The following is a 25938-nucleotide window of genomic DNA, read 5'->3' as shown; positions in this document are numbered from 1 at the left end:
GAGATAAGTGCTGAAAGCATCTAAGCACGAAACTTGCCCCGAGATGAGTTCTCCCTGAGACTTTAAGTCTCCTGAAGGAACGTTAAAGACGATGACGTTGATAGGTCGGGTGTGTAAGCGCAGCGATGCGTTGAGCTAACCGATACTAATGAACCGTGAGGCTTAACCTTACAACGCCGAAGATGTTTTGGCGAAGAGACAGATTTTCAGCTTTGATTCAGAGTCCGAAGGATTTTGCGCTGAGACAAGGCGGCAAGCGAAGGAAAGGAAGGAGCATACTGAGGTATGTGACTGACTTTACGAGAGCAGCCAACGCAGTATCAGCCCAAAAGACACAGGACAGAGCACAGGAATTTGCCTGGCGGCTGTAGCGCGGTGGTCCCACCTGACCCCATGCCGAACTCAGAAGTGAAACGCCGTAGCGCCGATGGTAGTGTGGGGTCTCCCCATGTGAGAGTAGGGAACTGCCAGGCATCAAATAAGAAGAACCCCGTACCGTAAGGTGCGGGGTTTTTTGCTTTTGTTTTTCTCCCTCACCCTGCGGGAGAGAGCATCAGACCGCACACCACCCCACAATAAACTCAGCAACCCCATCCTCATCATTTAAATCCAGCACCGGAACCTCAACATCGAGAGCGACATCGCTGGCCACCGCAATGACATACTCATCCAGCGTTAACTCGCTAACATCATGCCCGGCATCGCTTCTGAACAGCAGGATCTTTGCAACGGCCTCATGCTTAAATCCCTCAACCAGCACCAGATCAAGCGTAGAGTGATCCATCCGACTGACCAGATACGCGAGATCCAGCGGTGCTTCATCGGGCGTTTCCGTCATCAATGCCCACCGCTCACGACTTGCCACCATGGTTTGCGCGGCACCTGCCTTACGCAGTTCATAGCTGTCTTTACCCGGTTTATCGACGTCCATATTGTGGTGGGTATGCTTAATCAGCCCTGGGCGGATGCCTCTGGCACAAAGTGCGGGTATCAGCTTTTTGAGCAGCGTTGTTTTCCCGGTACCACTCCAGGCGGCGATAGCTAAAACAGGCGTCATTTTTTCTCCTGCATGGTCTGTAAATCTTCCGTCGTATTCACGTTCACAAATGCAGACTTCCAGTCGCTAAAATCAACGGAATGGCCGCCTGACTGACGCATAAACACCATGACTCTTCGCTCTCCCGCCGTCAGGTAATCCTGCAGCGCTGGAACTAATGATCTATGAATCAGCGTAATAGCAGGATGGTCGCGCTCACCGTCATGCACCCAGACAACCGGTGCACCATCACGAAATTGCACGAGACGCTCCACAAGGCAGGAGGGAATAAACGGCGTATCACACGGGCAGAAAATAAACCACTCTGCCTCAGACTGCTGCATGACCGAGAGCATGCCGGCCAACGGTCCTGGGTAATCCCCAAGAGTATCCTGATAAACGGGGTATCCGCTGCGCTGATAAATATCGATATGGCGATTGGCACTGATGGCCATTGCCGCAACCTGATCTGCAAGCGTGTCAGCAACATGCTGCCAAAGTGGCTTACCGTTAAGCTGCTGAAGCCCCTTATCTTTTCCCGCCATGCGCGTTGCCCTGCCACCCGCCAGAACCACTCCGATGATTTCCTGACCCGGATTCACGAATATCGCCTCTTTTATTGTGGGATTGACCCTGCTAACGTGTCACTCTAAATGAAAGGAGCACCACCATGAAATGTAAACGTCTGAATGAAGTCATTGAACTCCTCCAGCCAGCCTGGCAAAAAGAGCCAGAGCTGAATCTGATGCAATTTTTACAGAAACTGGCGAAAGAGTCAGGTTTTGAAGGTGAACTGACAGACCTTTCTGACGACATCCTGATCTATCACCTCAAAATGCGTGACTCTGCCAAAGATGCTGTTATTCCTGGTATTCAGAAAGATTATGAGGAAGATTTTAAAACCGCATTGCTGCGCGCCCGAGGCGTAATTAAAGAGTAAAAGCTTGTAAGCGGCGGCACCGAAATCGCCACAAGATGATATCCTGAATCATTCGTATAATTTCCGGATGATCGGATGAACGACCAGGCTTTTACTTTCCAGACATTACACCCGGATACCATTATGGATGCGCTGTTTGAGCAGGGTATTCGGGTGGATTCCGGGCTCACCCCGCTAAATAGCTACGAAAACCGCGTCTATCAATTCCAGGACGAGGATCGCCAGCGCTTCGTTGTTAAGTTCTATCGCCCCAAGCGCTGGTTCGCTGAACAAATTCAGGAAGAGCATCAGTTTGCTCACGATCTACTGAATGATGAAGTTCCTGTTGCCGCACCGATAAAATTCAATAACCAAACGCTGCTTACGCACGAAGGGTTCTATTACGCTGTATTTCCCAGTCTGGGTGGCCGCCAGTTTGAAGCGGATAATATCGACCAAATGGAGTGGGTCGCCCGCTATCTGGGGCGTATCCACCAGACCGGACTCAAAACGTCGTTTATTGCCCGCCCGACTATCGGTATTCAGGAATACCTTATTGAGCCCCGCCAGGTCTTCGAAACCTCAGCGCTTATTCCCTCTGCGTTAAAGGACGCGTTTCTCAGCGCGACGGATAAACTTATTGGGGCGGTAAAAGCCTGCTGGCGCGATGATATTTCTGTCCTGCGTTTGCATGGTGATTGTCATGCCGGGAATATTCTCTGGCGTGATGGCCCTCTGTTTGTTGACCTCGATGATGCGCGGATGGGGCCAGCGGTGCAGGATTTGTGGATGTTGCTCAACGGCGACAAAGCCGAGCAACGTATGCAGCTTGAAACGATTATTGAAGCCTATGAAGAGTTTAGCCCTTTTAATTCAGACGAAATTGCCCTGATAGAACCTTTACGTGCGATGCGTTTTGTTTATTATCTCGCATGGTTAATCAGGCGTTGGGATGATCCCGCATTTCCTCGTAATTTCCCGTGGCTTACCGGAGAGGATTACTGGCGCAGCCAGATATCCACATTTACTGAGCAGGTTAAGGTTCTTCAGGAACCCCCACTGCAACTAACGCCGATGTATTAATTGGACACACCCAGGAGAGAGTTAATCATGAAAAAAATTTGGCTGGCGCTGGCAGGTATGATTCTGGCATTTAGCGCTTCTGCTGCACAGTTTACCGACGGCAAACAGTACATCACGCTGGACAAGCCCGTCGCTGGCGAGCCACAGGTTCTCGAGTTCTTCTCGTTCTATTGCCCACACTGCTATGAGTTTGAGCAGGTGCTGCATGTTGCTGACAACGTGAAGAAAAAGCTGCCGGAAGGCACCAAAATGACTAAATACCACGTTGAGTTCCTGGGCCCATTGGGTAAAGACCTGACTCAGGCGTGGGCGGTTGCGATTGCGCTGGGTGTGGAAGATAAGATCACCTCCCCTATGTTTGAAGCGGTGCAGAAAACCCAGACCGTCCAGACCGCAGCAGATATTCGTAAAGTGTTCGTTGACGCAGGCGTGAAAGGTGAAGACTACGACGCCGCGTGGAACAGCTTTGTCGTGAAATCTCTGGTTGCTCAACAGGAAAAAGCCGCAGCCGATCTGCAGCTCCAGGGCGTTCCGGCGATGTATGTTAACGGCAAATATCAGCTGAACATGCAGGGCATGGACACCAGCAGCATGGATATCTTCGTACAGCAGTACGCAGACACCGTGAAATACCTGGTCGAGAAGAAGTAAACCCAATGATATAAAAACGCCGGTCAATGACCGGCGTTTTTGTTTGAAGCTTTGATGTTCTCTATCTGCTCATCTTTCTCTTTCCAGAGCGTATTAAGCCAAAGCTGGAAACGACGTTTGAAGTTCTTATCGTTAACGTAATCCCCATGCAGTTCGGTATCAATTTGCACCAGATCGACACGAACCACGATACGCGTCAGCTTGCCGCTGAGCATATCGAAGAAAGGCGTCTTATCGTTTTCCGGATAGCAGAGCGTCACGTTCAGTAATTTATCGAACTGTGCCCCCAGCACGTTAAGCGCCATGGCAATACCCGCCGCCTTGGGTGGCAGCAGGTTCTGATAAGGAGAGCGAGTCTGAAGACGCTTCTCTTCGGTAAACCGCGAGCCTTCGACAAAATTCACAATCGTTGTCGGATGTGCGCGAAACTTCTCGCAGGAACGACGCGTCGTTTCCACATCCTTACCACGCCGCTCCGGGTGGCGAATCAAATAGCTGCGCGAATAGCGTTTCATAAACGGCATATCCAGCGCCCAGCAGGCCAGGCCGATAAACGGTACCCAGGCCAGCTGTTGCTTCAGGAAGTATTTGTTCATCGGGATATGCTTACGGAACAGCACACATAACACCACGATGTCGGCCCAGCTGTGGTGATTACAGATCAGCAGATACCAGTTCTTTTTGTTGAGTCTTTCCAGACCCTCAACGTCCCACTTCAGGTGAGGATTCAGGCGCAGCAGGATGGCCAACCCTTCGCACCAGCAGTACATCATGAAATTACAAAACGCCGACACGGCTCGCCAAACCGTAGGCAAAGGTAACAGCAGTTTAATTATCCCGGCGATGATGATCGGTACAGAACAGGCGATCGTTACCAGAATAGTTAAAATGATGCTTAACAGTAATGTTATTGCAGCGAGCAATCTCGACATGATGAGCTTTTTCAAATGGTTAGCTGTAAGTTAGCGACCGACTATCCGGTGCAGGGCGCTGATTTTATCAGAAATCAGACAAAATAATGGGGCTTTCATACGGAGAGTTGACAGGCAGCATCTCGCTGCAGAAGATTTCACTACTATTACGCAGCAAACCGGGCATATATCCACATATGCTATATTCTCATTAGCTAGCAATATAAATCACCATACTCACATAACTAATTGATAAATAAATGATAATTATGTAGCCTCACGCTTTTTTTGCGTTTGTTAGTCATATGAAGTGAAAGTATTCACAAACTTATCCACAGTTTAAATTTTGCGAGCGATCCTCACGATCGTAAAATCTTTTCCTGTATCAGGCGCTAATAACTGATGTTTTCATCCTTCTGTGGCATCCTTTAGTCATAAATTGATTAAAGGCACGGACATTATGGTTCAGATCCCAGAAAACCCTCTTATTCTCGTCGACGGCTCTTCTTACCTGTATCGGGCGTATCATGCGTTTCCTCCTCTGACCAATAGCGCAGGGGAACCCACCGGCGCGATGTACGGTGTACTTAACATGCTGCGTAGCCTGATCCTTCAGTATCAGCCAACCCATGCGGCAGTCGTTTTTGACGCGAAAGGCAAAACTTTCCGCGACGAGTTGTTTGAGCATTACAAATCTCACCGTCCGCCAATGCCTGACGATCTGCGTGCGCAGATTGAGCCGCTGCACGCGATGGTGAAAGCGATGGGGCTGCCACTGCTGGCGGTTTCTGGTGTTGAAGCGGATGACGTGATTGGCACCCTGGCGCGTGAAGCCGAAAAAATGGGCCGTCCGGTTCTCATCAGTACTGGTGATAAAGATATGGCGCAGCTGGTGACGCCAGGGATCACCCTGATTAACACCATGACCAACACCATCCTCGGCCCTGAAGAGGTGGTCGCAAAATATGGCGTGCCGCCAGAGTTGATTATCGATTTCCTCGCGTTGATGGGCGACTCATCGGATAACATCCCAGGCGTGCCAGGCGTTGGCGAAAAAACGGCACAGGCACTCCTTCAGGGACTGGGCGGGCTGGATACGCTGTATGCGGAGTCTGACAAAATCGCCGGGCTCTCCTTCCGTGGCGCAAAAACCATGGCCGGGAAGCTGGAAGAGAATAAAGAGGTGGCTTATCTCTCCTATAAGCTGGCGACGATTAAAACCGATGTTGAGCTGGATCTGGGATGTGAGCAGCTTGAGGTACAGCAACCGTCAGCGGATGACCTGCTGAGTCTGTTTAAGAAATACGAATTTAAGCGCTGGACCACCGACGTGGAAGCCGGTAAATGGCTGCAGGCAAAAGGCGCCAAACCGGCTGCGAAGCCAAAAGAGACGATTGTCATTGATGCCGACGATCAGGCTGAAGAAGAAGCCGCAGCGCTCTCTTTTGAGCACTACGAAACCATTCTTGAAGAGTCACAGCTGGTTGCCTGGATCGAGAAACTGAAAAAAGCACCGGTGTTTGCTTTCGACACGGAAACCGACAGTCTGGATAACATTACCGCCAATATGGTGGGCCTGTCCTTTGCGACAGAGCCGGGTATCGCTGCCTATGTTCCTGTCGCGCACGATTACCTGGACGCACCGGAGCAACTCTCTCGCGAACGCGTGCTGGAACTGCTGAAGCCGATTCTGGAAGACGACAACGCGTTGAAGGTGGGGCAAAACCTCAAATACGACCGCGGTATTCTGCAAAACTACGGTATTGAGCTGCGCGGTATCGCGTTTGATACCATGCTGGAATCCTACATTCTGGACAGCGTAGCAGGCCGTCATGATATGGACTCCCTGTCTGACCGCTGGTTAAAGCACAAAACCATCACGTTTGAAGAGATTGCCGGCAAGGGCAAAAATCAGCTCACCTTCAACCAGATTGCGCTGGAAGAGGCGGGACGCTATGCGGCAGAAGATGCCGACGTCACGCTGCAGCTGCACCTGAAAATGTGGCCAAAACTGCAGAAGCACGAAGGGCCGCTGAATGTGTTTCAGAACATTGAGATGCCGCTGGTACCTGTCCTTTCACGCATCGAGCGCAACGGCGTAAAAATCGATCCGACGGTTCTGCATAACCATTCGGGCGAACTCGCCCAGCGTCTGACCGAACTGGAGCAAAAGGCGCATGAGCTTGCCGGTGAGCCGTTTAACCTCTCATCGCCAAAACAGCTGCAAACCATCCTGTTTGAAAAGCAGGGGATCAAACCGCTGAAGAAAACCCCTGGCGGCGCACCGTCCACCTCTGAAGAGGTGCTGGAGGAGCTGGCGCTGGATTATCCACTGCCCAAAGTCATTCTGGAGTACCGTGGTCTGGCAAAGCTGAAATCGACTTACACCGATAAGCTGCCGTTGATGATCAACCCGAAAACGGGTCGTGTGCATACTTCATACCATCAGGCTGTGGCGGCCACCGGACGTCTCTCCTCGACCGATCCGAACCTGCAGAACATTCCGGTACGAAATGAAGAAGGGCGTCGCATTCGTCAGGCGTTTATTGCACCTGATGACTATCTGATTGTTTCTGCTGACTACTCGCAAATCGAGCTGCGCATTATGGCGCACCTCTCGCGTGATAAGGGCCTGTTGACGGCCTTTGCCGAAGGGAAGGACATCCACCGGGCAACCGCTGCGGAAGTCTTTGGTCTGCCGCTGGACAGCGTGACAAACGAGCAACGCCGCAGCGCGAAAGCAATCAACTTCGGCCTGATATACGGCATGAGCGCCTTCGGTCTTTCACGCCAGCTCAATATTCCGCGTAAAGAGTCGCAGAAGTATATGGATCTCTACTTCGAGCGATATCCGGGCGTACTGGAATATATGGAACGCACCCGCGCGCAGGCGAAGGAAAAAGGCTACGTTGAAACCCTGGACGGTCGTCGTCTCTACTTACCCGACATTAAATCCAGCAACGCGGCGCGGCGCGCCGGGGCAGAACGTGCTGCAATCAACGCCCCGATGCAGGGAACCGCAGCTGACATCATCAAGCGCGCGATGATCGCCGTGGATGCCTGGCTGGAAAAAGAGAAACCGCGCGTGAAAATGATCATGCAGGTACACGATGAACTGGTGTTCGAAGTGCACAAAGACGATCTCGATAGCGTGTCGAAGACGATCCACGAACTGATGGAAAACAGCATGAAACTCGATGTGCCGTTGCTGGTGGAAGTGGGAAGTGGTGAAAACTGGGATCAGGCTCACTAATGGTTCGGCGAATAACGCGCTTTTTATGTAAGTTAGCAACATAACGACGTGCGTTTTGTGACGATCATTAGAATTCCCTATGTAAAGAATGAAAAAAAACTACAAAAAGTGCTTTTTCTGCAGCAAAAAAAGGGGTAGAGTTAGCGGCGTAGGGTACAGAGGTAAGATGTTCTATCTTTCAGACCTTTTACTTCACGTAATCGGATTTGGCTGAATATTTTAGCCGCCCCAGTCAGTAATGACTGGGGCGTTTTTTATTGCGGCAAAGAAAATTTCGGACAAAAAAAAAGCGCGGCCATGGCCGCGCCCGGTATTACTCTTCTTCCGCTTCTGTTGCGGGCTCCAGCTCACTGAACCAGCTGTCGAGCTTCTGACGCAGCTTATCCACACCCTGCTTTTTCAGCGAGGAGAACGCTTCAACCTGCACATCTCCGTTGAATGCCAGTACCGCTTCACGAACCATATTCACCTGCGCTTTACGCGCGCCGCTCGCCAGTTTATCCGCTTTTGTCAGCAGCACCAGAACGGCAATATCGCTTGCCACAGCCCAGTCGATCATCTGCTGATCAAGGTCTTTCAGCGGGTGGCGAATATCCATCAGCACCACCAGGCCTTTCAGGCACATGCGCTTTTCCAGGTATTCACCCAGCGCGCGCTGCCACTTGATCTTCATCTCTTCCGGTACCTGCGCGTAACCGTACCCCGGTAAATCGACCAGGCGTTTTCCTTCGGCCACTTCAAACAGGTTAATCAGCTGGGTACGGCCAGGTGTTTTTGAGGTACGCGCCAGGTTCTTCTGATTGGTCAGCGTATTCAGTGCGCTGGATTTCCCCGCATTCGAGCGGCCAGCAAAGGCCACTTCGATGCCGGTATCAGAGGGCAGGTGGCGAATATCGGGCGCACTGGTGACAAAATGCGTCTGTTGGTAGTTCCAGGTAGTCACGTGGTCGTCTCCAAAAATCGTAATCTGCGGGGGATTATACCTGAATGCAGGCAAAAGGCTTTTTTGATTGCACCTGGTCTGTAGGCTTAAGCCCTGGCCGATGTGAGACATCGGCTATAGATGTTATGAGAAATTTCAGAGAAATCGCAGGTGTAAAAAAATACAAACTGTTTTAAATCATAAGATTAATATTGAGTGATTATCTGAAAATCCGTTTTTGTACCCTTTCGTTGCTTGTTAGTTTAAATGAACAAGGTAAAGTGTGCGTCAAGGCGGGGATGCCAACAGGATAATGACTTAGGGATAAGGGTCAGGAGCGCCAGGAGGCGAAGACGCAGGATTGTCAGGATGACCAGCGCCTGGAGGCGTTTTAACAGGAAAAGGAACCGTATCACGGACGGTATCAGCCAACGGATAAACAGGGTTTGTTGTAGGCAAACACGGAATGTCTGACCCGTTAAGGGTTATGAGTCAGGAAAAAAGGCGACAGATTGCTCTGTCGCCTTTTTTCTTTGCTTGCTTTCTGCTAGATTTCGCCGCAATTCTATACTGAAGAAAACGACTTAAAGATAAAACATCATGAAAAAACCGACCTCCGCAGCGGGCGCGAAACGCCCTGCCAAAGCACGCCGCAAAACGCGCGAAGAACTGAACCAGGAAGCGCGCGATCGCAAACGCGAAAAAAAACATCGCGGTCATGCTGCGGGTAGCCGTGCAAACGGTGGCGGTGCATCTGGCGCTTCTGCTAAAAATAAGCCGCAGAAAGATCCACGTATCGGCAGTAAAACTCCCATTCCACTGGGCGTGACAGACACCCCGGTCACTAAGCAGCACAAACCAAAGAGCGAGAAACCTATGCTTTCACCGCAGGCTGAGCTGGATTTGCTGGAGAACGATGAGCGCCTGGACGCGCTGCTGGAACGTCTTGAAGAGGGTGAAACCCTGACCGCTGAAGAGCAGTCCTGGGTGGATGCCAAACTGGATCGCATCGACGAACTGATGCAGAAGTTGGGCCTGTCATACGACGATGACGAAGATGAAGAAGATGAAAAGCAGGAAGATATGATGCGTCTTCTGAAGGGTGGAAACTAACATTTGCACCCGGCAGGAACGATAGTCCTGCTTATAACCCTTCCGGTTATATGTTATCTGGTGTGGTTATTCGTTAAACTACGGCGGTTGTCGCGGCGACAGAAGTGGCTGCGCACCCGAATGATGGTCCGCAATGGGGCCAGAACGGGCCGCCGTATACGAACGCGACACCAACGGAAGGAGTGAGCATGTCTGTACCATCTATCGACTGGGATTTGGCCCTGATCCAGAAATATAACTATTCCGGGCCGCGTTACACCTCATACCCCACCGCGCTGGAGTTCTCCGATGCCTTCGGCGAGGGTGATTTTCAGCAGGCCGTCGCGCGCTATCCAGAACGCCCGCTGTCGCTCTACGTCCATATTCCGTTCTGCCATAAGCTCTGCTACTTCTGCGGCTGCAATAAAATTGTCACCCGTCAGCAGCATAAAGCCGATCAGTATCTGGATGCGCTGGAGCAGGAAATTTTGCACCGCGCGCCGTTGTTTACTGGCCGTCACGTCAGCCAGCTTCACTGGGGCGGCGGTACGCCAACCTATCTGAATAAAGCGCAGATCAGCCGTTTGATGGCGCTTCTTCGCGGCAATTTCCATTTTAATGACGACGCCGAAATCTCGATCGAGGTCGATCCGCGTGAAATTGAGCTGGATGTGCTGGATCATTTACGTGCCGAAGGCTTCAATCGCCTGAGTATGGGTGTTCAGGACTTCAATAAAGAGGTCCAGCGTCTGGTGAACCGTGAACAGGACGAAGAATTTATCTTTGCCTTACTCAACCATGCGCGTGAAATTGGTTTCACCTCAACCAATATCGATCTGATTTACGGCCTGCCAAAGCAGACGCCGGAGAGCTTTGCTTTTACGCTGAAACGCGTGGCTGAACTTAACCCGGACCGCCTGAGCGTGTTCAACTATGCGCATCTGCCGACGCTCTTTGCCGCGCAGCGCAAAATCAAAGATGCCGATCTGCCTTCTGCTCAACAGAAACTGGATATTCTCCAGGAAACCATTACCTCGCTGACCGAGACCGGCTATCAGTTTATCGGTATGGATCACTTTGCCCGTCCGGATGACGAGCTGGCTGTTGCTCAGCGCGAAGGGGTACTGCACCGTAATTTCCAGGGCTATACCACCCAGGGCGATACCGATTTGCTGGGGATGGGCGTTTCCGCCATCAGCATGATTGGCGATTGCTACGCGCAAAACCAGAAAGAGTTGAAGCTCTACTATCAGCAGGTGGATGAAAAGGGCAACGCGCTGTGGCGCGGCATCGCGTTAACACGTGACGACTGCATTCGTCGTGATGTGATTAAGGCGCTTATCTGCAACTTCCGTCTCGATTTCAGCGACGTTGAGTCGCAGTGGGATCTGCACTTCAGCGATTATTTTGCAGAAGACCTGAAGCTGCTGGCACCGCTGGCGAAGGACGGGCTGGTGGATGTGTCGGAGAATGCGATTGAGGTCACGCCGAAAGGGCGTTTATTGATTCGTAATATCTGCATGTGCTTTGACGCTTACCTTCGGCAGAAAGCGCGTATGCAGCAGTTCTCGCGGGTGATTTAAGCCGCAAAAGCATGAAACGTAGGCCGGGTAAGGCGAAGCCGCCACCCGGCTTTTACATTTTTACCCGCTAGCTAAACAGACCAACCAGCGCCGCACACAATACTGCAGCAACTGCGGTTTGCGGCGTATGGCTTTCTGCGGCTCCGCTAGAGAGCATATGTACTAATGTTTCCAGCATGATGTTCACCCCCAATTTCCGGGCACGATCATACAAAACTCATCGACACAGTAAAGCGCAAAATAACGGCAATTTGCGCTCAATTAGTAATCTTTACACAGCGGTGAAGATTACTCCATTCCCAGCTCTTTAAGCTTACGCGTCAGGGTATTACGTCCCCATCCCAGCAGGCGGGCTGCTTCCTGTTTATGGCCCTGCGTATGACGAAGCGCGGTGGTTAACAGCGTGCGTTCCATCTCAGGCTGCGCCTCAGAGAGCAAATTTTGATGACCGGAACGCAGCGCGCGATCGGCCCACTGCGCCAGCAGCGTCGCCCAGCTGTCCGGCAGCGCATGACCCGTACTGCTTTCAGGGGCAGTTGCTTCAAACAGCTCGGCCGGCAGATCCTGAATCAAGACCTCCTGTCCGGCGGCCATGACGGTGAGCCAGCGACAGGTATTTTCCAGCTGACGCACGTTACCCGGCCAGGCCAGGCGGGTGAGGGCGGCATCGGTTTCCGGGTGAAGCTGTTTGGCTTCTACGCCCAGTTCACGCGCGGCGACCTGCAGGAAGTGACGCGCCAGGCGAGGGATATCTTCGCGACGTTCACGTAGCGGCGGTAGATGGACGCGGATGACGTTCAGGCGATGGAATAAATCCTCACGGAATTTTCCCTCCTGCACGCGTTGCTCCAGGTTCTGGTGTGTCGCGGCAATAATGCGTACATCCACTTTCACCGGCGCATACCCGCCCACGCGATAAAACTGTCCGTCGGCCAGCACGCGCAGAAGACGGGTCTGAACATCCAGCGGCATATCGCCAATTTCATCCAGGAATAATGTCCCCCCGTCAGCCTGTTCGAAGCGGCCCTGACGAATGGTATTCGCTCCGGTAAAGGCGCCTTTTTCGTGGCCGAACAGTTCGGATTCAATCAAATCTTTCGGGATAGCCGCCATATTCAGGGCGATAAACGGCGCTTTTGCCCGCGGGCTATGGCGATGTAAGGCGTGCGCGACCAGCTCTTTACCGGTGCCCGATTCGCCATTAATCAATACGCTGATGGACGAACGCGACAGACGGCCAATAATGCGAAACACATCCTGCATCGCCGGTGCTTCGCCAATGATGTCCGTGGTAGGGCCGAAATCGGGCGCATTACGGGGCTGTTGCTGCTCCTGGTAATGGCTAATGGCGCGCTCAACCAGCGCGACCGCTTCGTCGATATCAAATGGCTTGGGCAGGTAGTCGAATGCCCCTTGCTGATAGGCGCTAACGGCGGCATCCAGATCGGAGTGTGCCGTCATTATGATGACCGGAAGCATAGGGTGGCGTTGTTTGATCTGCTTTAAAAGCGCCAGCCCGTCCATACCCGGCATACGAATATCCGACAGCAGAACATCCGGCGTTTTGGTGGTGAGTGCGTCGAGCACTTCGCTGCCGCTCTCAAACGTCGTGCAGCTTAATCCCGCCCCTGTGAGCGCGCGTTCAAGCACCCAACGGATGGAGCTATCGTCATCGACTACCCAGACTATCCCTCGTTGCATAAACGTCACCTTTATTTTTTAATCGGCAGGAAAACCGAAAACTCGGTATGTCCCGGCCAACTGGTAAATTCAATTTTTCCAGAGTGTTGATCGATCAAACTGCGGGCAATGGATAATCCCAGCCCGGTACCGCCTTCGCGACCGCTGACCATCGGGTAGAACAGGGTGTCCTGCAGATGAGATGGGATCCCCGGCCCGTTGTCCTCAACGTCGATGCGTGCCGCCAGCCGATAGCGCACGCCATGCAAGGTGAGCTGGAATGCGGTTCGGGTACGCAAAATGATTTCGCCGCCTTCCGGTCCCAGAGCCTGCAGCGCATTACGCACAATATTCAGCAGGACCTGCTCAATTTGGTCCGGATCGTGCGCCAGTTCCGGCAGGCTGGGGTCATAATCACGCACCAGCGTAACGTTCTCCGGCAGCTCCATTGAGACGAGCTTCACCACCCGTTCAGCCACTTTATGAATGCTTTCGGTGACGTGCATACCCGGCTGTTGCGGCCCGAGCAGGCGGTCAACCAGGTTACGCAGACGATCGGCCTGCTCAATGATGACGTTGGTATACTCCGCCAGCGCAGGGTCCGGCAGCGCTTTGGTTAACAGCTGCGCCGCCCCGCGTAATCCGCCCAGTGGGTTTTTGATTTCATGCGCCAGGCCCCGCACCAGATCGCGGGCAGCAATTTGCTGCGCATGCTGAAGTTGCTCCTGGCTCAGTCGGCGCTGATTGTCCATCGGTGCCATTTCGAGCAGGATCAGCCCTTCAGGAAGACGTTGCGCGGTAAGCGACAAAATATGCGAGCGCCCGTCGATCACCAGCGTCACTTCGTTATCGGTGAACCCCTGACCGGCCTGCAGACTTTCCTGCATCAGGCCAATGTTCAGCGAAAAATAGCTCAATAATTCTGGCAGCGGAGTGCCAAACAGTTTGCGTGCGCTTTGGGCGAGCAGTTGCTGCGCCGCCGGGTTGGCGTAATGAACAGCCAGCTCGTCGTCGACCAGCAAAATGCTGTTAATTAACGAATTGAGGATCTGCCCAGCATCGGGCAGCGTGCCAGTTGCCATTCAGCAGTCTCCTGGAGTTGGTTGCACTAATTTAGTGCAGTATAGCTTTTTCGTCGTAAAAAGCGCGTGAGATCAGGTTGTTGGTGGAGAAAAAAGCCCATCCGGAGATGGGCTGAAAGTTTCCACGGCAACAAAAAAAAGCTTTCGGGGCCGCGCCTGAAGGGTGGCGCGAAACCCGTTGTAACTTAAACGCTGTAGTACAGTTCGAATTCAACCGGATGCGGAGTCATGCGCACGCGGTCGTTCTCTTCAGTACGCAGGGCGATGTAAGCATCGATAGCGTCGTCAGTGAACACGCCACCCGCAGTCAGGAACTCGCGGTCTGCGTCCAGTGCTTGCAGGGCTTCTTCCAGAGAGCCTGCAACCTGTGGGATCTCTTTCGCTTCTTCTGGCGGCAGGTCATACAGGTTTTTGTCCATTGCTTCGCCTGGGTGGATCTTGTTCTTGATACCGTCCAGACCGGCCATCAGCAGTGCTGCGAAGCACAGGTATGGGTTAGCTGCTGGATCCGGGAAGCGCACTTCGATACGACGCGCTTTAGGAGAAGCCACCACCGGGATACGGATAGAAGCAGAACGGTTACGCGCTGAGTAAGCCAGCATAACAGGTGCTTCGTAGCCTGGGACCAGACGCTTGTAAGAGTTGGTGGTTGGGTTCGCCAGGGCGTTGATCGCTTTAGCGTGTTTGATTACGCCGCCAATGTAGTACAGCGCCTGCTCAGACAGACCTGCATATTTGTCACCAGAGAACAGGTTGGTACCGTTCTTGGACAGGGACATGTGGCAGTGCATACCGGAACCGTTGTCGCCAAACATTGGTTTTGGCATGAAGGTCGCGGTTTTACCGAAACGGTGTGCAACGTTGTGCACAACGTATTTGTAGATCTGAATTTCGTCCGCTTTTTTGGTCATGGTGTTGAAGCGGGTTGCCACTTCGTTCTGACCAGCAGTCGCCACTTCGTGGTGGTGAGCTTCAACTACCAGGCCCATCTCTTCCATCACCAGACACATGGTGGAACGGATGTCCTGTGAAGAATCGACCGGAGGAACCGGGAAGTAACCGCCTTTCACGCCAGGACGGTGACCTTTGTTACCACCTTCGTATTTGGTGGAGGAGTTCCATGCACCTTCGATGTCGTCGATAGCCACGTGGGAGCCAGAGATAGAGGCACCGAAACGAATGTCATCGAACAGGAAGAATTCTGGCTCTGGCCCGAACAGAACGGTGTCTGCGATGCCGGTAGAACGCAGGTACTCTTCTGCACGTTTAGCGATGGAGCGTGGGTCACGGTCGTAGCCCTGCAGCGTGCCTGGCTCGAGGATATCGCAACGGATGATCAGGGTTGGCTCTTCGAAGAACGGATCAATGACCGCCGTGGTCGCGTCTGGCATCAGAACCATGTCAGATTCGTTAATGCCTTTCCAGCCACCAATGGAGGAGCCGTCAAACATTTTGCCTTCTTCAAAGAATTCGGCGTTTACCTGATGAGCAGGAATAGTGACGTGCTGTTCTTTACCTTTAGTATCGGTGAAGCGCAGATCAACAAACTTCACTTCATGTTCGTTCAGCATCGTCAAAACGTGTTCAGCGGACATACTTAACTCTCCAGATTGGTCATTGTCGTCGTGGTAACGAGGTCTTCAACTTCTATCAAGGTGGCTATGAGGCCATCTTTTTGCCGTATTTTTATAAAGCGAAATCTGTGCCAACTTTTAAAACACCCCAAAAAGGCGTTATCATGCGCACCATAGTGCAAAAGTGCTGCACCACAATGGTTATGTTGCACCAGTATAGTGCTTCAGTGTGAACACTGAGCACCATATTGGTGCAATTTTCGTTAAAGTGCCCTTTTTACGCTCCGTGAAAGCGATCACAAAGCATCTCTGCAATACTTGTTTGCGGGGGATGTTTGTGATCCTGTTTTGTAGTGCGATTAATCCGTGTACAATAACGCGCTATTTCTAATGCCTGAGGCAAAGTTGTGATCGAAAATTTGCGTAACATCGCCATCATCGCGCACGTTGACCATGGTAAAACTACCCTGGTTGATAAGCTGCTGCAGCAATCCGGTACGTTTGATGCACGTGCCGAAACTCAAGAGCGTGTGATGGACTCCAACGATTTGGAGAAAGAGCGTGGGATTACCATCCTCGCGAAAAACACCGCTATCAAATGGAATGACTACCGTATCAACATCGTTGATACCCCAGGGCACGCCGACTTCGGTGGTGAAGTTGAGCGCGTGATGTCCATGGTGGATTCCGTGCTGCTGGTGGTTGACGCCTTTGACGGCCCAATGCCGCAAACGCGTTTCGTGACCAAAAAAGCATTTGCCCATGGCCTGAAGCCTATTGTTGTTATCAACAAGGTTGACCGTCCTGGCGCACGTCCTGACTGGGTTGTTGATCAGGTGTTCGACCTGTTCGTTAACCTTGACGCGACCGACGAGCAGCTGGACTTCCCTATCATCTACGCTTCGGCGCTGAATGGTATTGCGGGTCTGGATCACGAAGATATGGCGGAAGACATGACCCCGCTGTATCAGGCGATTGTCGATCACGTACCGGCTCCGGATGTTGATCTTGATGGTCCTCTGCAGATGCAGATCTCCCAGCTGGACTACAACAACTACGTTGGCGTTATCGGTATCGGCCGCATCAAACGCGGTAAAGTGAAGCCGAACCAGCAGGTTACTATCATCGATAGCGAAGGCAAAACCCGTAACGGTAAAGTGGGCAAAGTGCTGACTCACCTGGGTCTGGAGCGTATCGACAGCGATCTGGCTGAAGCGGGCGATATCATCGCGATCACCGGTCTGGGCGAGCTGAACATCTCTGACACCATCTGCGACCCGCAGAACGTGGAAGCGCTGCCAGCCCTGTCTGTTGATGAACCAACGGTAACCATGTTCTTCAACGTCAACACCTCTCCGTTCTGTGGTAAAGAAGGTAAATTCGTTACCTCTCGTCAGATCCTTGACCGCCTGAACAAAGAGCTGGTGCACAACGTTGCGCTGCGCGTTGAAGAAACGGAAGACGCTGATGCCTTCCGCGTATCCGGTCGTGGTGAACTGCACCTGTCTGTTCTGATCGAAAACATGCGTCGTGAAGGTTTCGAGATGGCGGTTTCCCGTCCGAAAGTTATCTTCCGCGAAATCGACGGCCGTAAACAAGAGCCGTTCGAAAACGTAACGCTGGACGTTGAAGAGCAGCACCAGGGTTCTGTGATGCAGGCTCTGGGTGAGCGTAAAGGCGACCTGAAAAACATGAATCCAGATGGCAAAGGCCGCGTACGTCTCGACTACGTGATCCCAAGCCGTGGCCTGATCGGCTTCCGTTCTGAGTTCATGACCATGACTTCCGGTACCGGTCTGCTGTACTCCACCTTCAGCCACTACGACGACGTACGTCCGGGTGAAGTGGGCCAGCGTAACAACGGCGTGCTGATCTCTAACGGTCAGGGTAAAGCGGTTGCGTTTGCGCTGTTCGGTCTGCAGGATCGCGGTAAGCTGTTCCTGGGTCACGGTGCTGAAGTGTATGAAGGCCAGATCATCGGTATTCACAGTCGTTCTAACGACCTGACGGTAAACTGCCTGACCGGTAAGAAACTGACCAACATGCGTGCGTCCGGTACTGACGAAGCAACGGTTCTGGTTCCACCGATCAAAATGACGCTGGAGCAGGCTCTGGAATTCATCGATGACGACGAACTGGTAGAAGTGACTCCACTGTCTATCCGTATCCGTAAACGTCACCTGACCGAGAACGATCGTAAACGTGCAATGCGCGGTGCGAAAGAAGAGTAATACGGTCAATCCGTTAGCCGGGTAAGCGCATGCGCCGCCCGGCAGTAAAAAGCCGCTGATTGCTCAGCGGCTTTTTTATTAGAACGAATACCGCAATCCCAGGCGAATCCGGTACTGCTCCCGGTTGTAATCATTCCATCTGTCCAGCCACTGCAGTTCAAGATATGGCAGCCAGTTTTTGTCGATCTTGTAGCTGAATTTATTGGTAATTTCCCAGTGATGATCTTTGCCATTTTTGCTGTGGTAATCATTCACCCGCTGGAAAAAGTGCGGTTCAAAGGTATAAAAAAACGCATCCGTCACTTTGAAATTCCAGTAGTTAGCAAACTCATGCGTATCGTTCTTATCCATCTGCCCGTTATAGTCCGGCGTATCGTAATTGTTATGGTTATAGCGATAGCGGAACGTCAGGTTGAACCCGTCCGTAAATTTATAATTGGTATCTAAATAGACCGCACCACCCGATCCTGCGCTGCTGTCGTTAATCAATCCGCCGGGCTGGAAGGTGAGCTTGTCGGTGGGTTTAAAGAGCGGATACCACCCCTCTATTTCGTTATAGCTGTGCTTAAGCTCATCCCATTTCCCCACGTTATAGGCATTGGTGAACATCAGCCCCGCGCCCATATCGAAGTTATAGCCTGCACGCAGGATCACCTCGTGCAGCTCAGAGGCCGTATTGTATGCTTCGCGGGTTTCGACATAAGCCCCGGCAAATACCGGGCAGGAGACAGACGACACGATCAGTACAGTAATGATTCTTTTCATAATTTGTCCATGTATCAGGTACAGAAAGGCCTCCCTCCTGATGAACAGGAAGGACATAGTGGCCGGTTTTATTGTTATAAAGTGACTGCTGACGCTTTATTGTTGGTGGTTATCTCAGGGGTATTCGCGGTTTGTTTTTTCCGTTTTCCAATCTCCTCGATAATAAAGGCGAAGCGCGCTTCGTTGAGTTTATAAAACAGCCCCATGGTCACGGCGGCAACGACGGCCAGGCCGCACGGCCAGAGGAAAATAAGCTGACGCAGGCCAAGTAGCGTGCCAGCGCTCTGCACCGCATGGGGAACGTAGCCAATCTGGGTCAGCATGATGCCAGGCAGAAAACCGGCGAGGGCGGCAGAGATTTTGCGTGAGAAGGTATAGCCGGTATAAACCGACCCTTCAGCACGAATGCCTGTTTTCCACTCGCCGTAATCAACGGTATCCGGTACCAGTGCCCAGTTCAGGCTGTTCACAAACGCCGTGCCGAAAAACGCCATGCAGGAAAACAGCACGAACAGCAGGGAACTGGTCCCCCAGAAGAAGTTCAGCACGTCGCCCACCGCCCACAGCGCCAGCCCGCCCAGATAGACCGGTTTTTTGCCAAAGCGCTTCACCGCGCCGGGCACCAGAAACACGCCAATCAGAATGCATCCCATGCTGAAAAAGCCCATCCACGACAGCAAATGCAGATCGTTTAGCACGTACTGGGTGTAATAGACCTGAATCGCCAGCTTGATGTTAAACGCGGCAAGGGTACACAGGTTGGCGATACACAACACCAGCAGCGGCGGATTGCGGAAAATCGCGCAGAATGATTTCAGAATGCCGGGCTTATGGTGATCGGGCGTAAGCTCCACGTAGCGCTCTTTCACGCCGCTGTAGCACCACCACATGCAGAACAGGCCACCGGTGACGAACACCAGCGCCGCCACCAGATAGCCGAGGGAGGGCTGGCTGACGAACAGCGCCTGAATGGGCATAAAGCCGACGGTGCAGAGCAACAGCCCCACGGTTGCGCCGCCCTGACGCCACGCCGCAAGCTGCGCGCGCTCGTTCGGGTTTTTGGTGATGGCCGGGACCATCGCACCGTAGGCGCAATTCATCAGGCTATAGCAGAGGCCAAACATCATGAAGAGTACGGTGGCGAGCGCCGTTTTCACCGTCAGGCTAAAGTCGTTGGCCATAAACTGCGCCGTCGCGACCAGCGCCACCGGGACGGAGGCATAAAGAATGAATGGCCGGAATTTTCCCTTCGCGCCGATGTTACGCCGGGTGTCCAGCAGCACGCCGGTCAGCATGTCGGTGAACGCGGTAAAAAACTTCGCTACCAGGAAAATAATGCCGCCATAGAAGGCGGGCATGCCCAGTTCGTCGGTGTAAAACTTCAGCAGATACAGCGTGCCAATACACAGCATCAGATTCGAGCCAAAATCGCCCATCCCGTAGGCGCACTTCTCTCGCAGGCTCAATTTCAGGGTTAACGGATCAGTGTTATGTGTCATGGTCGATCCTCAGAGCGCCCGCAGGGCGCTCTATCTCGTCATTTATGCCGTACGTTTACGCAGTTCGATCTCTTCCACGATGCGCACATACATCTTCTCGTTGAGATTGTAGAAACAGCCCATCGCCACAATGGTGATGACCGCCAGCAGGCTCGGATAGATAAAAATCAGCTGCCGCAGTCCTTCAACCGTTCCGGCGGATTGCACCACGTTGGGCACATAGCCAATTTGCGTGAGCATGATCCCCGGGAAGAAGCCCGCCAGTGCCTGAGATACCTTCCTGAAGAAGGTAAAGCCGGTGTAAACCGTTCCTTCAGATCGCACGCCGGTGCGCCACTCGCCGTATTCCACGGTATCGGATACCAGCGCCCAGTTCAGGCTGTTCACGAACGCGGAGCCGAAGAAGGCCAGGCAGGAGAACGCCACAAAGCTCACCGAGCCGCCGCCGAAGAAGTAGTTGAGCAGATCGCCCGCCACCCAAACCATCAGCCCGCCGATATAGACTTTTTTCTTGCCGAAGCGCCGCACCGCGCCGGGCATCATAAAGACGCCGATAAAAATACAGCCCATGCTGAAGAAACCCATGTAAGACAGCAGGATCGGGTCGTTCAGCACGTACTGCGTGTAGTAAACCTGGATGGCGAGTTTGACGTTAAAGGCACCCAGCGTGCAGAGGTTGGCGATGCACAGGATAAACAGCGGACGGTTTCCGGCAATGGCGCGAAACGACTGCAACAGCCCCGGTTTTTGCGCCGAATGAGCAGGCTGCGTCTCGACGTAACGCTCGGTCACGCCCTTGTAGCACCACCACATAAAGAACAGCCCGAACAGCGAGAAAAGCGTGGCGGCAAAGATATAGCCAAGCTGATCGTTGCCCTCAATCAGGTTCATTACCGGGACAAAACCGACGGTACAGAGCAGCAAGCCAAGCGTGGCGCCGCCCTGACGCCAGGCGGCCAGCGAGGCGCGCTCGTCCGGGTTTTTGGTAATGGCGGGCACCATCGCGCCGTAAGAGCAGTTCATCATGCTGAAGAACAGGCCGTACAGCATGAACAGCACCGTTGCCATCACTGTTTTACCGGTGATTTCAAACGGCGTGCCGACGAAGTTGGCAATCGCCAGCAAGGTCACCGGGAAGGCGGCATACAGCACGAACGGGCGGAATTTCCCTTTCGGGCCGATGTTGCGCCGGGAGTCGAGCATGATCCCGGTGCCCATATCGGTGAAGGCGGTAAAGAATTTGGCAATCAGGAAGATGATCCCGCCGTAGGTACCCGGCAGGCCCAGCACGTCGGTATAAAACTTCAGCAGATACAGCGTGCCGATATCCAGCAGGATGTTAGAGCCGAGATCGCCCATCCCGTAGGCGAGTTTTTCTTTAAACGGCAGGCGTAGGGTTGCCGGATCAGAAGTATGTTGACTCATTATTGTTCTCCGTCTGCCCGCAGGTTTCCCCGCGGGCGAGCCTTATCAGATATGACGTAAGGTATTAAACAGATCTGCCCATTCGCTTTGCTGGCGATAGAAGACCGGCGGTTTGCCGAGCGGGGCAGCAACGGTCACCTCACCGCCCTGGCAGGTTTCACCCGTCCACACATTCACCCAGTTGTCCTGCGGCAGATAGAGCGTCCAGTCGTGGCGGCCCTCTTCATGAACCGGTGCCACCAGCAGATCGCGGCCAAACAGGTACTGGTATTTCAGCGTGTAGGCGCGCGCGTCGTCTTCATAATGCAGGAACAACGGGCGCATCACCGGCAGGCCACTTTTCGCGTTCTGCGCAACCGCAGCTTTGATGTACGGCTTCAGGGTGGTAAACACGGTGGTCATACGTGCAAAGTGCGCGATGGTTTCGACGTCGCCGTCGAACTGCCAGTTGTCACCCGGGCGGTTACCTTCGTGGGTACGCATCATCGGCGTAAAGGCGCTGAAGTCGCACCAGCGCAGCAACAGCTCTTTGGTGCGTTTCATCTCGAACAGGGTGGTATAGCCGCCGATGTCGCTGTGGTGCAGCCCGTGACCAGTCATCGCCAGAGACAGCGCAGCAGGTACGACGGACGCCAGACCGTCGTCCAGGCTCCAGTCGACGTTCTGATCTCCCGCCCACATCATCACCGAGTGCTTCTGGCTGCCGGTATAACCTGCGCGCATGAAGAACAGGATCTCGCCGAGCTTGCCGGTCTCTTCCAGCGCCTCGTAGTTACATTTGGCCCACAGGGAAGGCCAGGCGTTATGCATGATCTCCGCGCTGACGCCGTTATGCAGGAAGGTATCGGTTGGCAGATATTCGCCAAAATCGGCCATCCAGCCACTGCAGCCCAGTTCGATCAGGTTCTTTTTGATCACCTCTTTGTACCAGCCGTAGGCTTCCGGGTTGGTCAGGTCGATGACGCCCGCGTAAAACTCGCCAAACTCGACGTGGTAGTCCTTGCCGTCGGCATTTTTGGTCAGATAGCCGCGTTTTGCCGCCTCTTCACAGAGATCTTTGTCGCTGGCGACGTACGGGTTGATATAGGAGAGGAACTGCACGCCTTCCTGTTTCCACTGTGCAATACGCTCATTAAGCTGCGGATACAGCTCGCTGTTCCACTTCCAGTTCCACATCACGCGTTTGCCAAAGGAGGTCATGCGGATGCCGGACCAGTCCTGCGCCCAGATGCCGTTCACCTTCACCCCGCCCTGACGCATGACGTCGAGCTTGTGCTGACACACCCCGGTGCCGCCCTGAATGCCCAGCGTCACGCCGTCGTAAACCCAGTCCGGCAGCTCCGGCTGACGCCCCAGCAGGCCGGTGAGTTTTTCCAGCAGATCGACGTAGGTTCCTGCACAATCGAAGCGCAGCGTGGCGTTATCTTCCCAGAACGCCAGTTCGTGGAAATCCGGTGCGCTGAAGTCGAAGTTCATGTAGCAGCTGTTATCCACGTGGCAGTAGTACTTCTGGGTGCTCACGAAGGTAGGCTGGGGGAAGAAGGTCCAGTAATAATCGCCGCCCGCATTCTCTTTGCAGTCGGCCTGCCAGGTCACGTAGGTCTGCTTATTGCGGCCCACCCCCTGTTCGCTGGTCCACAGCGGGAACGGCTTTCCGCGCAGATCAAAGTACGAGAACTGCTCGCCGCAGCCGTAGATATGATCTTCAGGCTGGGCCGCCAGCCGCAGCCAGATGCGGTTGTGACAGGTGGCATCATTTTTCAGCTTCAGTTCCAGACGGCCTTCCGCATCCACACCCACCAGCAGCGTCGCGCTCACCGCATCGCCACGGGTAAAGCGGATCGCCCAGCCTGCGCTTTGCTGTGTAACGGTCGCGTCCGTTAGAGCGATTTTTTCGTTGAGCTTGTCTTTGATGCTGAAGTTGCCGCGAAACATTTCGATATCGGCAACGCCCGCGCCGATCCACAGGCAAGGTTCATCGGTGGAGTGGGATAAAATCAGACGGTCCTGCCAGCGCAGGGTGAAGCCATGTTCGTTATTTTTCAGATCAATATTGTGTAGGGTACGCATAGAAAACTCCGTCTTTATTATTTGGCCTGGCTATCCAATAATCCGGCGGCTACGGCAGGGGCTAAGCCCGGGGCCAGCGGCAGGCGGGGGATCACCAGGCAGTGCAGCAGGTGGTAAATATCCTGCTTGCCGTCCCAGACTTTGGTGGTCACTTCGTTGTTGGTGTCCAGCTCCTGCCACCAGGATCCGTTCTCGTAATCCATCAGGTATTTGATGCAGTAATCCCACCATTTCTGATACCAGGCTTCGTACTGCGCCTCGCCGGTTACGGTGTAGAGCGCATACGCTGTGCCCATCGCCTCGACGATCGGCCAGCGCACGCGTTCGCGCACGATAGGCTTGCCGTCCCAGCCAACGGAGTAGACGAACCCATCGGCTCCGTCTGGCGCCCAGGCATCGCGGATGGTGGCGTGGAACAGTCCTTTTGCGTCTTCCAGCAGCCACGCCGGTGGGGTTTCGAAGCGGGCTTCCAGCGCGGCACGCAGGTGCAGCATCAGGCGGCCCCACTCAATCCAGTGCCCTGGTGTGCCGCCGTAGGCGCGAAAACGGTGGGCGGGATTATCGATGTTGTAGTCGCGGATCGGGTTCCAGTTGGTATCGAAATGCTCGTTAACGCGATACTCACCTTTGCGCGCCACGTCGTGAATAATCACCGAGGCGATGCGCAGGGCGCGGTCGAGCCATTTACGATCGTGGGTTACGTCATACACGATGAGGAAGGCTTCCACGGCGTGCATGTTGGCATTACCGCCGCGGTAATCTTCCGTTTTGCTGAACGCTTCATCCCAGGATTCCAGGCACATCTGCTCCTGTTCGCTCCAGAAGTAGCGCTCAATCACCTCAATGGCGTCGTCCAGCAGCCTGCGCGCCTGCGGATGTCCGGTGGTTACGGCGCTCGCCGCGCCCAGCAGTACGAAGAAGTGCTGATAGCCCTGCTTGGAGGCATCCACCACGCCTTCATCGTTAACACAGGCGTACCAGCCGCCGTACTGTTTGTCGCGCAGCGGGCCGTTCAGGGCATTGATGCCGTGCTCAACCAGGGCATACGCACCGGGACGACCCATGTTCGCCGCCACCGCGTAAACGTGCAGCATACGGGCGGTGATCCACAGATGCGTGCCCATATCGCTGCGAACCTGCCCGTTATTGCCCAGCCAGCCGAAGCCGGTCGGTACGGCTGCGTTTTTACCGAAATCAAGAATGCGGTCGGTCTCTTGTTCGAGCCAGCGGTTATGGCTCAGGGTGTTAAACCATTTCATGTTCGGGTCCTTTCTCAACGGCGAGCCATCATTTCGTCGACGATCTCACCCAGACGCTGCAGTTTAGGTACGGAAATATCGCGAAGCATCAGCCCGGTGTCCGGCAGGCCAATCACCGATGACCAGACGGCGCGACCGGCTAAAAAGCCTGATGCCCCCGCCTGCATGGCAACGCTCACGGCGCGCGGGAATAATTTTTCGTCCACGCCGGAGGAGAGGATCACCCACGGCATGGCGATGTGCTCGTTCAGCTTCTTCGAGGCCGTCAGCAGTTCCTGCTGCGTGCCTTTACCCAACAGCGGCATCTCCACTTTGTAGAGATCTGCACCGCTGTCACCCAGCTCTTTGGCCGCATCGATAATCGCCTGTTCGCGGTTAAACCCGGCGCCGCGACGCGGTGGACGCACCACCGGCTCGATAATGCTCAGCAGGCCGTTGTCGTGGCACAGGGAGTTAAATGCCTTCACCATCTCAAGACGCTGCTGCGCGTCTTCATCGCTACGCCACAGCACCAGTAATTTCAGCGCCTTGCCGCCATCGCGTTTGACCGCCTGCGCATCGACGTTCTTGTCGATCGTCACGCTGTCGACGGGAATACCGTTCCCAGGAATAAACTCGTCGGCCGCCACAATCAGCGCGCAGCTTTTAGCTACGGCCTGCTGCTCCACAATCTGGCGATAGCAGAACTGCTGGTCGACGAGAATGGCAGAGGCGTACGGCGACAGAATTTTCGCCGCACTGACCTTAAAATCCGTCAGATGCTGGTCCGTGACCGGCACCGGCGCACCTGCTGCGGCAAACATCAGGCGCATCGCTTCGCGCTGATCGACGGCCAGCATCGCAAAACCGCCGGAAGGTCGGGTGATATCTTTCAGGGTGTACATCGTCATTCCTCAGTCCTTT

Annotated in this window: 22 protein-coding genes and 2 rRNA genes; 10 read left to right on the top strand and 14 right to left on the bottom strand. The window is 53.8% G+C overall.

The window, feature by feature from the left end:
* Positions 1-170: ribosomal RNA gene (locus AX755_RS10235) — 23S ribosomal RNA — on the top strand; the annotation flags it as partial.
* Positions 171-357: 187 nt separating this feature from the next.
* Positions 358-473, top strand: a 5S ribosomal RNA gene (gene rrf / locus AX755_RS10230).
* Between the two features lie 80 nt (positions 474-553).
* On the opposite strand, the gene mobB is transcribed toward rrf, so the two are convergent.
* Together mobB and mobA are read right to left on the bottom strand one after the other, a co-directional pair.
* Positions 554-1057 carry a molybdopterin-guanine dinucleotide biosynthesis protein MobB gene (gene mobB / locus AX755_RS10225; RefSeq protein WP_062729269.1) on the bottom strand — a complete coding sequence of 168 codons (504 nt, stop codon included), beginning with the start codon at positions 1055-1057 and terminating at the stop codon, positions 554-556.
* A complete protein-coding gene (gene mobA / locus AX755_RS10220; RefSeq protein ID WP_062856713.1) occupies positions 1054-1638 on the bottom strand; it encodes a molybdenum cofactor guanylyltransferase MobA in 585 nt (194 codons plus the stop codon). The genes mobB and mobA overlap by 4 nt, the downstream gene beginning before the upstream one ends.
* 68 nt (positions 1639-1706) lie before the next feature.
* On the opposite strand from mobA, the gene AX755_RS10215 reads away from it, so the two are divergent.
* The 3 genes from AX755_RS10215 (at position 1707) to dsbA (ending at position 3689) form a co-directional block, all read left to right on the top strand.
* Positions 1707-1976, top strand: a complete 270-nt coding sequence (locus AX755_RS10215) for a YihD family protein (protein ID WP_013099387.1) — start codon at positions 1707-1709, stop codon at positions 1974-1976.
* A gap of 75 nt (positions 1977-2051) precedes the next feature.
* The gene (locus tag AX755_RS10210; protein ID WP_062856712.1) at positions 2052-3038 is read left to right on the top strand and encodes a serine/threonine protein kinase; all 987 of its coding nucleotides are present in this window, start codon (positions 2052-2054) and stop codon (positions 3036-3038) included.
* 27 nt (positions 3039-3065) lie between these two features.
* On the top strand, positions 3066-3689 hold the full coding sequence (gene dsbA, locus AX755_RS10205) for a thiol:disulfide interchange protein DsbA (RefSeq protein WP_013099385.1): 624 nt from the start codon (positions 3066-3068) through the stop codon (positions 3687-3689).
* A gap of 23 nt (positions 3690-3712) precedes the next feature.
* On the opposite strand, the gene AX755_RS10200 is transcribed toward dsbA, so the two are convergent.
* Positions 3713-4621, bottom strand: a complete 909-nt coding sequence (locus AX755_RS10200) for an acyltransferase (RefSeq protein ID WP_062856714.1) — start codon at positions 4619-4621, stop codon at positions 3713-3715.
* 439 nt (positions 4622-5060) lie between these two features.
* Between AX755_RS10200 and polA the strand changes: the two genes are divergently transcribed.
* The gene (gene polA / locus AX755_RS10195; RefSeq protein ID WP_062856711.1) at positions 5061-7853 is read left to right on the top strand and encodes a DNA polymerase I; all 2793 of its coding nucleotides are present in this window, start codon (positions 5061-5063) and stop codon (positions 7851-7853) included.
* Positions 7854-8019: 166 nt separating this feature from the next.
* The gene (locus AX755_RS26060; protein ID WP_071892919.1) at positions 8020-8067 is read left to right on the top strand and encodes a spot 42 RNA, inhibition of DNA synthesis; all 48 of its coding nucleotides are present in this window, start codon (positions 8020-8022) and stop codon (positions 8065-8067) included.
* Positions 8068-8166: 99 nt separating this feature from the next.
* Here AX755_RS26060 and yihA read toward each other — a convergent pair whose 3' ends face one another.
* Positions 8167-8796 carry a ribosome biogenesis GTP-binding protein YihA/YsxC gene (gene yihA, locus AX755_RS10190; RefSeq protein WP_020686870.1) on the bottom strand — a complete coding sequence of 210 codons (630 nt, stop codon included), beginning with the start codon at positions 8794-8796 and terminating at the stop codon, positions 8167-8169.
* 579 nt (positions 8797-9375) lie between these two features.
* On the opposite strand from yihA, the gene yihI reads away from it, so the two are divergent.
* Positions 9376-9888, top strand: a complete 513-nt coding sequence (gene yihI, locus AX755_RS10185) for a Der GTPase-activating protein YihI (protein WP_062856710.1) — start codon at positions 9376-9378, stop codon at positions 9886-9888.
* Between the two features lie 188 nt (positions 9889-10076).
* On the top strand, positions 10077-11450 hold the full coding sequence (gene hemN / locus AX755_RS10180; RefSeq protein WP_020686871.1) for an oxygen-independent coproporphyrinogen III oxidase: 1374 nt from the start codon (positions 10077-10079) through the stop codon (positions 11448-11450).
* Between the two features lie 67 nt (positions 11451-11517).
* Here the strand turns inward: hemN and AX755_RS25335 are convergent, their stop codons facing one another.
* From AX755_RS25335 to glnA, 4 genes are all read right to left on the bottom strand, one after another.
* Positions 11518-11628, bottom strand: a complete 111-nt coding sequence (locus tag AX755_RS25335; protein ID WP_032618432.1) for a YshB family small membrane protein — start codon at positions 11626-11628, stop codon at positions 11518-11520.
* Positions 11629-11738: 110 nt separating this feature from the next.
* Positions 11739-13151, bottom strand: coding sequence for a nitrogen regulation protein NR(I) (gene glnG / locus AX755_RS10170; RefSeq protein WP_013099377.1), 1413 nt, complete (start codon positions 13149-13151; stop codon positions 11739-11741).
* Between the two features lie 11 nt (positions 13152-13162).
* The gene (glnL, locus tag AX755_RS10165) at positions 13163-14212 is read right to left on the bottom strand and encodes a nitrogen regulation protein NR(II) (RefSeq protein WP_008501857.1); all 1050 of its coding nucleotides are present in this window, start codon (positions 14210-14212) and stop codon (positions 13163-13165) included.
* A 185-nt stretch (positions 14213-14397) separates the two neighbouring features.
* Complete coding sequence (gene glnA, locus AX755_RS10160; protein ID WP_013099376.1) at positions 14398-15807, bottom strand: glutamate--ammonia ligase; 1410 nt, start codon at positions 15805-15807, stop codon at positions 14398-14400.
* Between the two features lie 386 nt (positions 15808-16193).
* Here glnA and typA point away from each other — a divergent pair, with 386 nt between their 5' ends.
* Positions 16194-18017 (top strand): ribosome-dependent GTPase TypA, encoded by a 1824-nt coding sequence (typA, locus tag AX755_RS10155; protein WP_008501854.1) that lies wholly within the window; start codon positions 16194-16196, stop codon positions 18015-18017.
* Positions 18018-18095: 78 nt separating this feature from the next.
* On the opposite strand, the gene ompL is transcribed toward typA, so the two are convergent.
* The 6 genes from ompL to yihT all read right to left on the bottom strand — a co-directional run bounded on the left by ompL (position 18096) and on the right by yihT (position 25925).
* Positions 18096-18782: a porin OmpL gene (gene ompL, locus AX755_RS10150; RefSeq protein ID WP_013099374.1), complete on the bottom strand. Its 687-nt coding sequence runs from the start codon at positions 18780-18782 to the stop codon at positions 18096-18098.
* A gap of 74 nt (positions 18783-18856) precedes the next feature.
* Entirely contained in the window at positions 18857-20281 is a 1425-nt protein-coding gene (locus AX755_RS10145; protein ID WP_062856709.1) for an MFS transporter, read from the bottom strand.
* A gap of 42 nt (positions 20282-20323) precedes the next feature.
* A complete protein-coding gene (locus AX755_RS10140) occupies positions 20324-21706 on the bottom strand; it encodes an MFS transporter (RefSeq protein ID WP_038985321.1) in 1383 nt (460 codons plus the stop codon).
* 45 nt (positions 21707-21751) lie between these two features.
* Positions 21752-23776: an alpha-glucosidase gene (locus AX755_RS10135; RefSeq protein ID WP_062856708.1), complete on the bottom strand. Its 2025-nt coding sequence runs from the start codon at positions 23774-23776 to the stop codon at positions 21752-21754.
* Between the two features lie 17 nt (positions 23777-23793).
* A complete protein-coding gene (gene yihS, locus AX755_RS10130) occupies positions 23794-25035 on the bottom strand; it encodes a sulfoquinovose isomerase (RefSeq protein WP_013099370.1) in 1242 nt (413 codons plus the stop codon).
* 14 nt (positions 25036-25049) lie between these two features.
* Complete coding sequence (yihT, locus tag AX755_RS10125; RefSeq protein WP_062856707.1) at positions 25050-25925, bottom strand: sulfofructosephosphate aldolase; 876 nt, start codon at positions 25923-25925, stop codon at positions 25050-25052.
* Positions 25926-25938 lie beyond the last annotated feature (13 nt).

Origin of the sequence: Enterobacter sp. SENG-6, from assembly GCF_001605945.1 — a bacterium.
Classification (GTDB): domain Bacteria; phylum Pseudomonadota; class Gammaproteobacteria; order Enterobacterales; family Enterobacteriaceae; genus Enterobacter; species Enterobacter cloacae.
This window is presented reverse-complemented; position numbering and strand designations above follow the sequence as displayed.

What these genes read in the sequence shown, in the direction of transcription:
- mobB (WP_062729269.1), bottom strand. Translation starts at nt 1,057, where the DNA reads ATGACGCCTGTTTTAGCTATCGCCGCCTGGAGTGGTACCGGGAAAACA.
- AX755_RS10215 (WP_013099387.1), top strand. Translation starts at nt 1,707, where the DNA reads ATGAAATGTAAACGTCTGAATGAAGTCATTGAACTCCTCCAGCCAGCC.
- AX755_RS10210 (WP_062856712.1), top strand. Translation starts at nt 2,052, where the DNA reads ATGAACGACCAGGCTTTTACTTTCCAGACATTACACCCGGATACCATT.
- dsbA (WP_013099385.1), top strand. Translation starts at nt 3,066, where the DNA reads ATGAAAAAAATTTGGCTGGCGCTGGCAGGTATGATTCTGGCATTTAGC.
- AX755_RS10200 (WP_062856714.1), bottom strand. Translation starts at nt 4,621, where the DNA reads ATGTCGAGATTGCTCGCTGCAATAACATTACTGTTAAGCATCATTTTA.
- polA (WP_062856711.1), top strand. Translation starts at nt 5,061, where the DNA reads ATGGTTCAGATCCCAGAAAACCCTCTTATTCTCGTCGACGGCTCTTCT.
- yihI (WP_062856710.1), top strand. Translation starts at nt 9,376, where the DNA reads ATGAAAAAACCGACCTCCGCAGCGGGCGCGAAACGCCCTGCCAAAGCA.
- hemN (WP_020686871.1), top strand. Translation starts at nt 10,077, where the DNA reads ATGTCTGTACCATCTATCGACTGGGATTTGGCCCTGATCCAGAAATAT.
- AX755_RS25335 (WP_032618432.1), bottom strand. Translation starts at nt 11,628, where the DNA reads ATGCTGGAAACATTAGTACATATGCTCTCTAGCGGAGCCGCAGAAAGC.
- glnG (WP_013099377.1), bottom strand. Translation starts at nt 13,151, where the DNA reads ATGCAACGAGGGATAGTCTGGGTAGTCGATGACGATAGCTCCATCCGT.
- glnL (WP_008501857.1), bottom strand. Translation starts at nt 14,212, where the DNA reads ATGGCAACTGGCACGCTGCCCGATGCTGGGCAGATCCTCAATTCGTTA.
- glnA (WP_013099376.1), bottom strand. Translation starts at nt 15,807, where the DNA reads ATGTCCGCTGAACACGTTTTGACGATGCTGAACGAACATGAAGTGAAG.
- ompL (WP_013099374.1), bottom strand. Translation starts at nt 18,782, where the DNA reads ATGAAAAGAATCATTACTGTACTGATCGTGTCGTCTGTCTCCTGCCCG.
- AX755_RS10145 (WP_062856709.1), bottom strand. Translation starts at nt 20,281, where the DNA reads ATGACACATAACACTGATCCGTTAACCCTGAAATTGAGCCTGCGAGAG.
- AX755_RS10140 (WP_038985321.1), bottom strand. Translation starts at nt 21,706, where the DNA reads ATGAGTCAACATACTTCTGATCCGGCAACCCTACGCCTGCCGTTTAAA.
- AX755_RS10135 (WP_062856708.1), bottom strand. Translation starts at nt 23,776, where the DNA reads ATGCGTACCCTACACAATATTGATCTGAAAAATAACGAACATGGCTTC.
- yihS (WP_013099370.1), bottom strand. Translation starts at nt 25,035, where the DNA reads ATGAAATGGTTTAACACCCTGAGCCATAACCGCTGGCTCGAACAAGAG.
- yihT (WP_062856707.1), bottom strand. Translation starts at nt 25,925, where the DNA reads ATGACGATGTACACCCTGAAAGATATCACCCGACCTTCCGGCGGTTTT.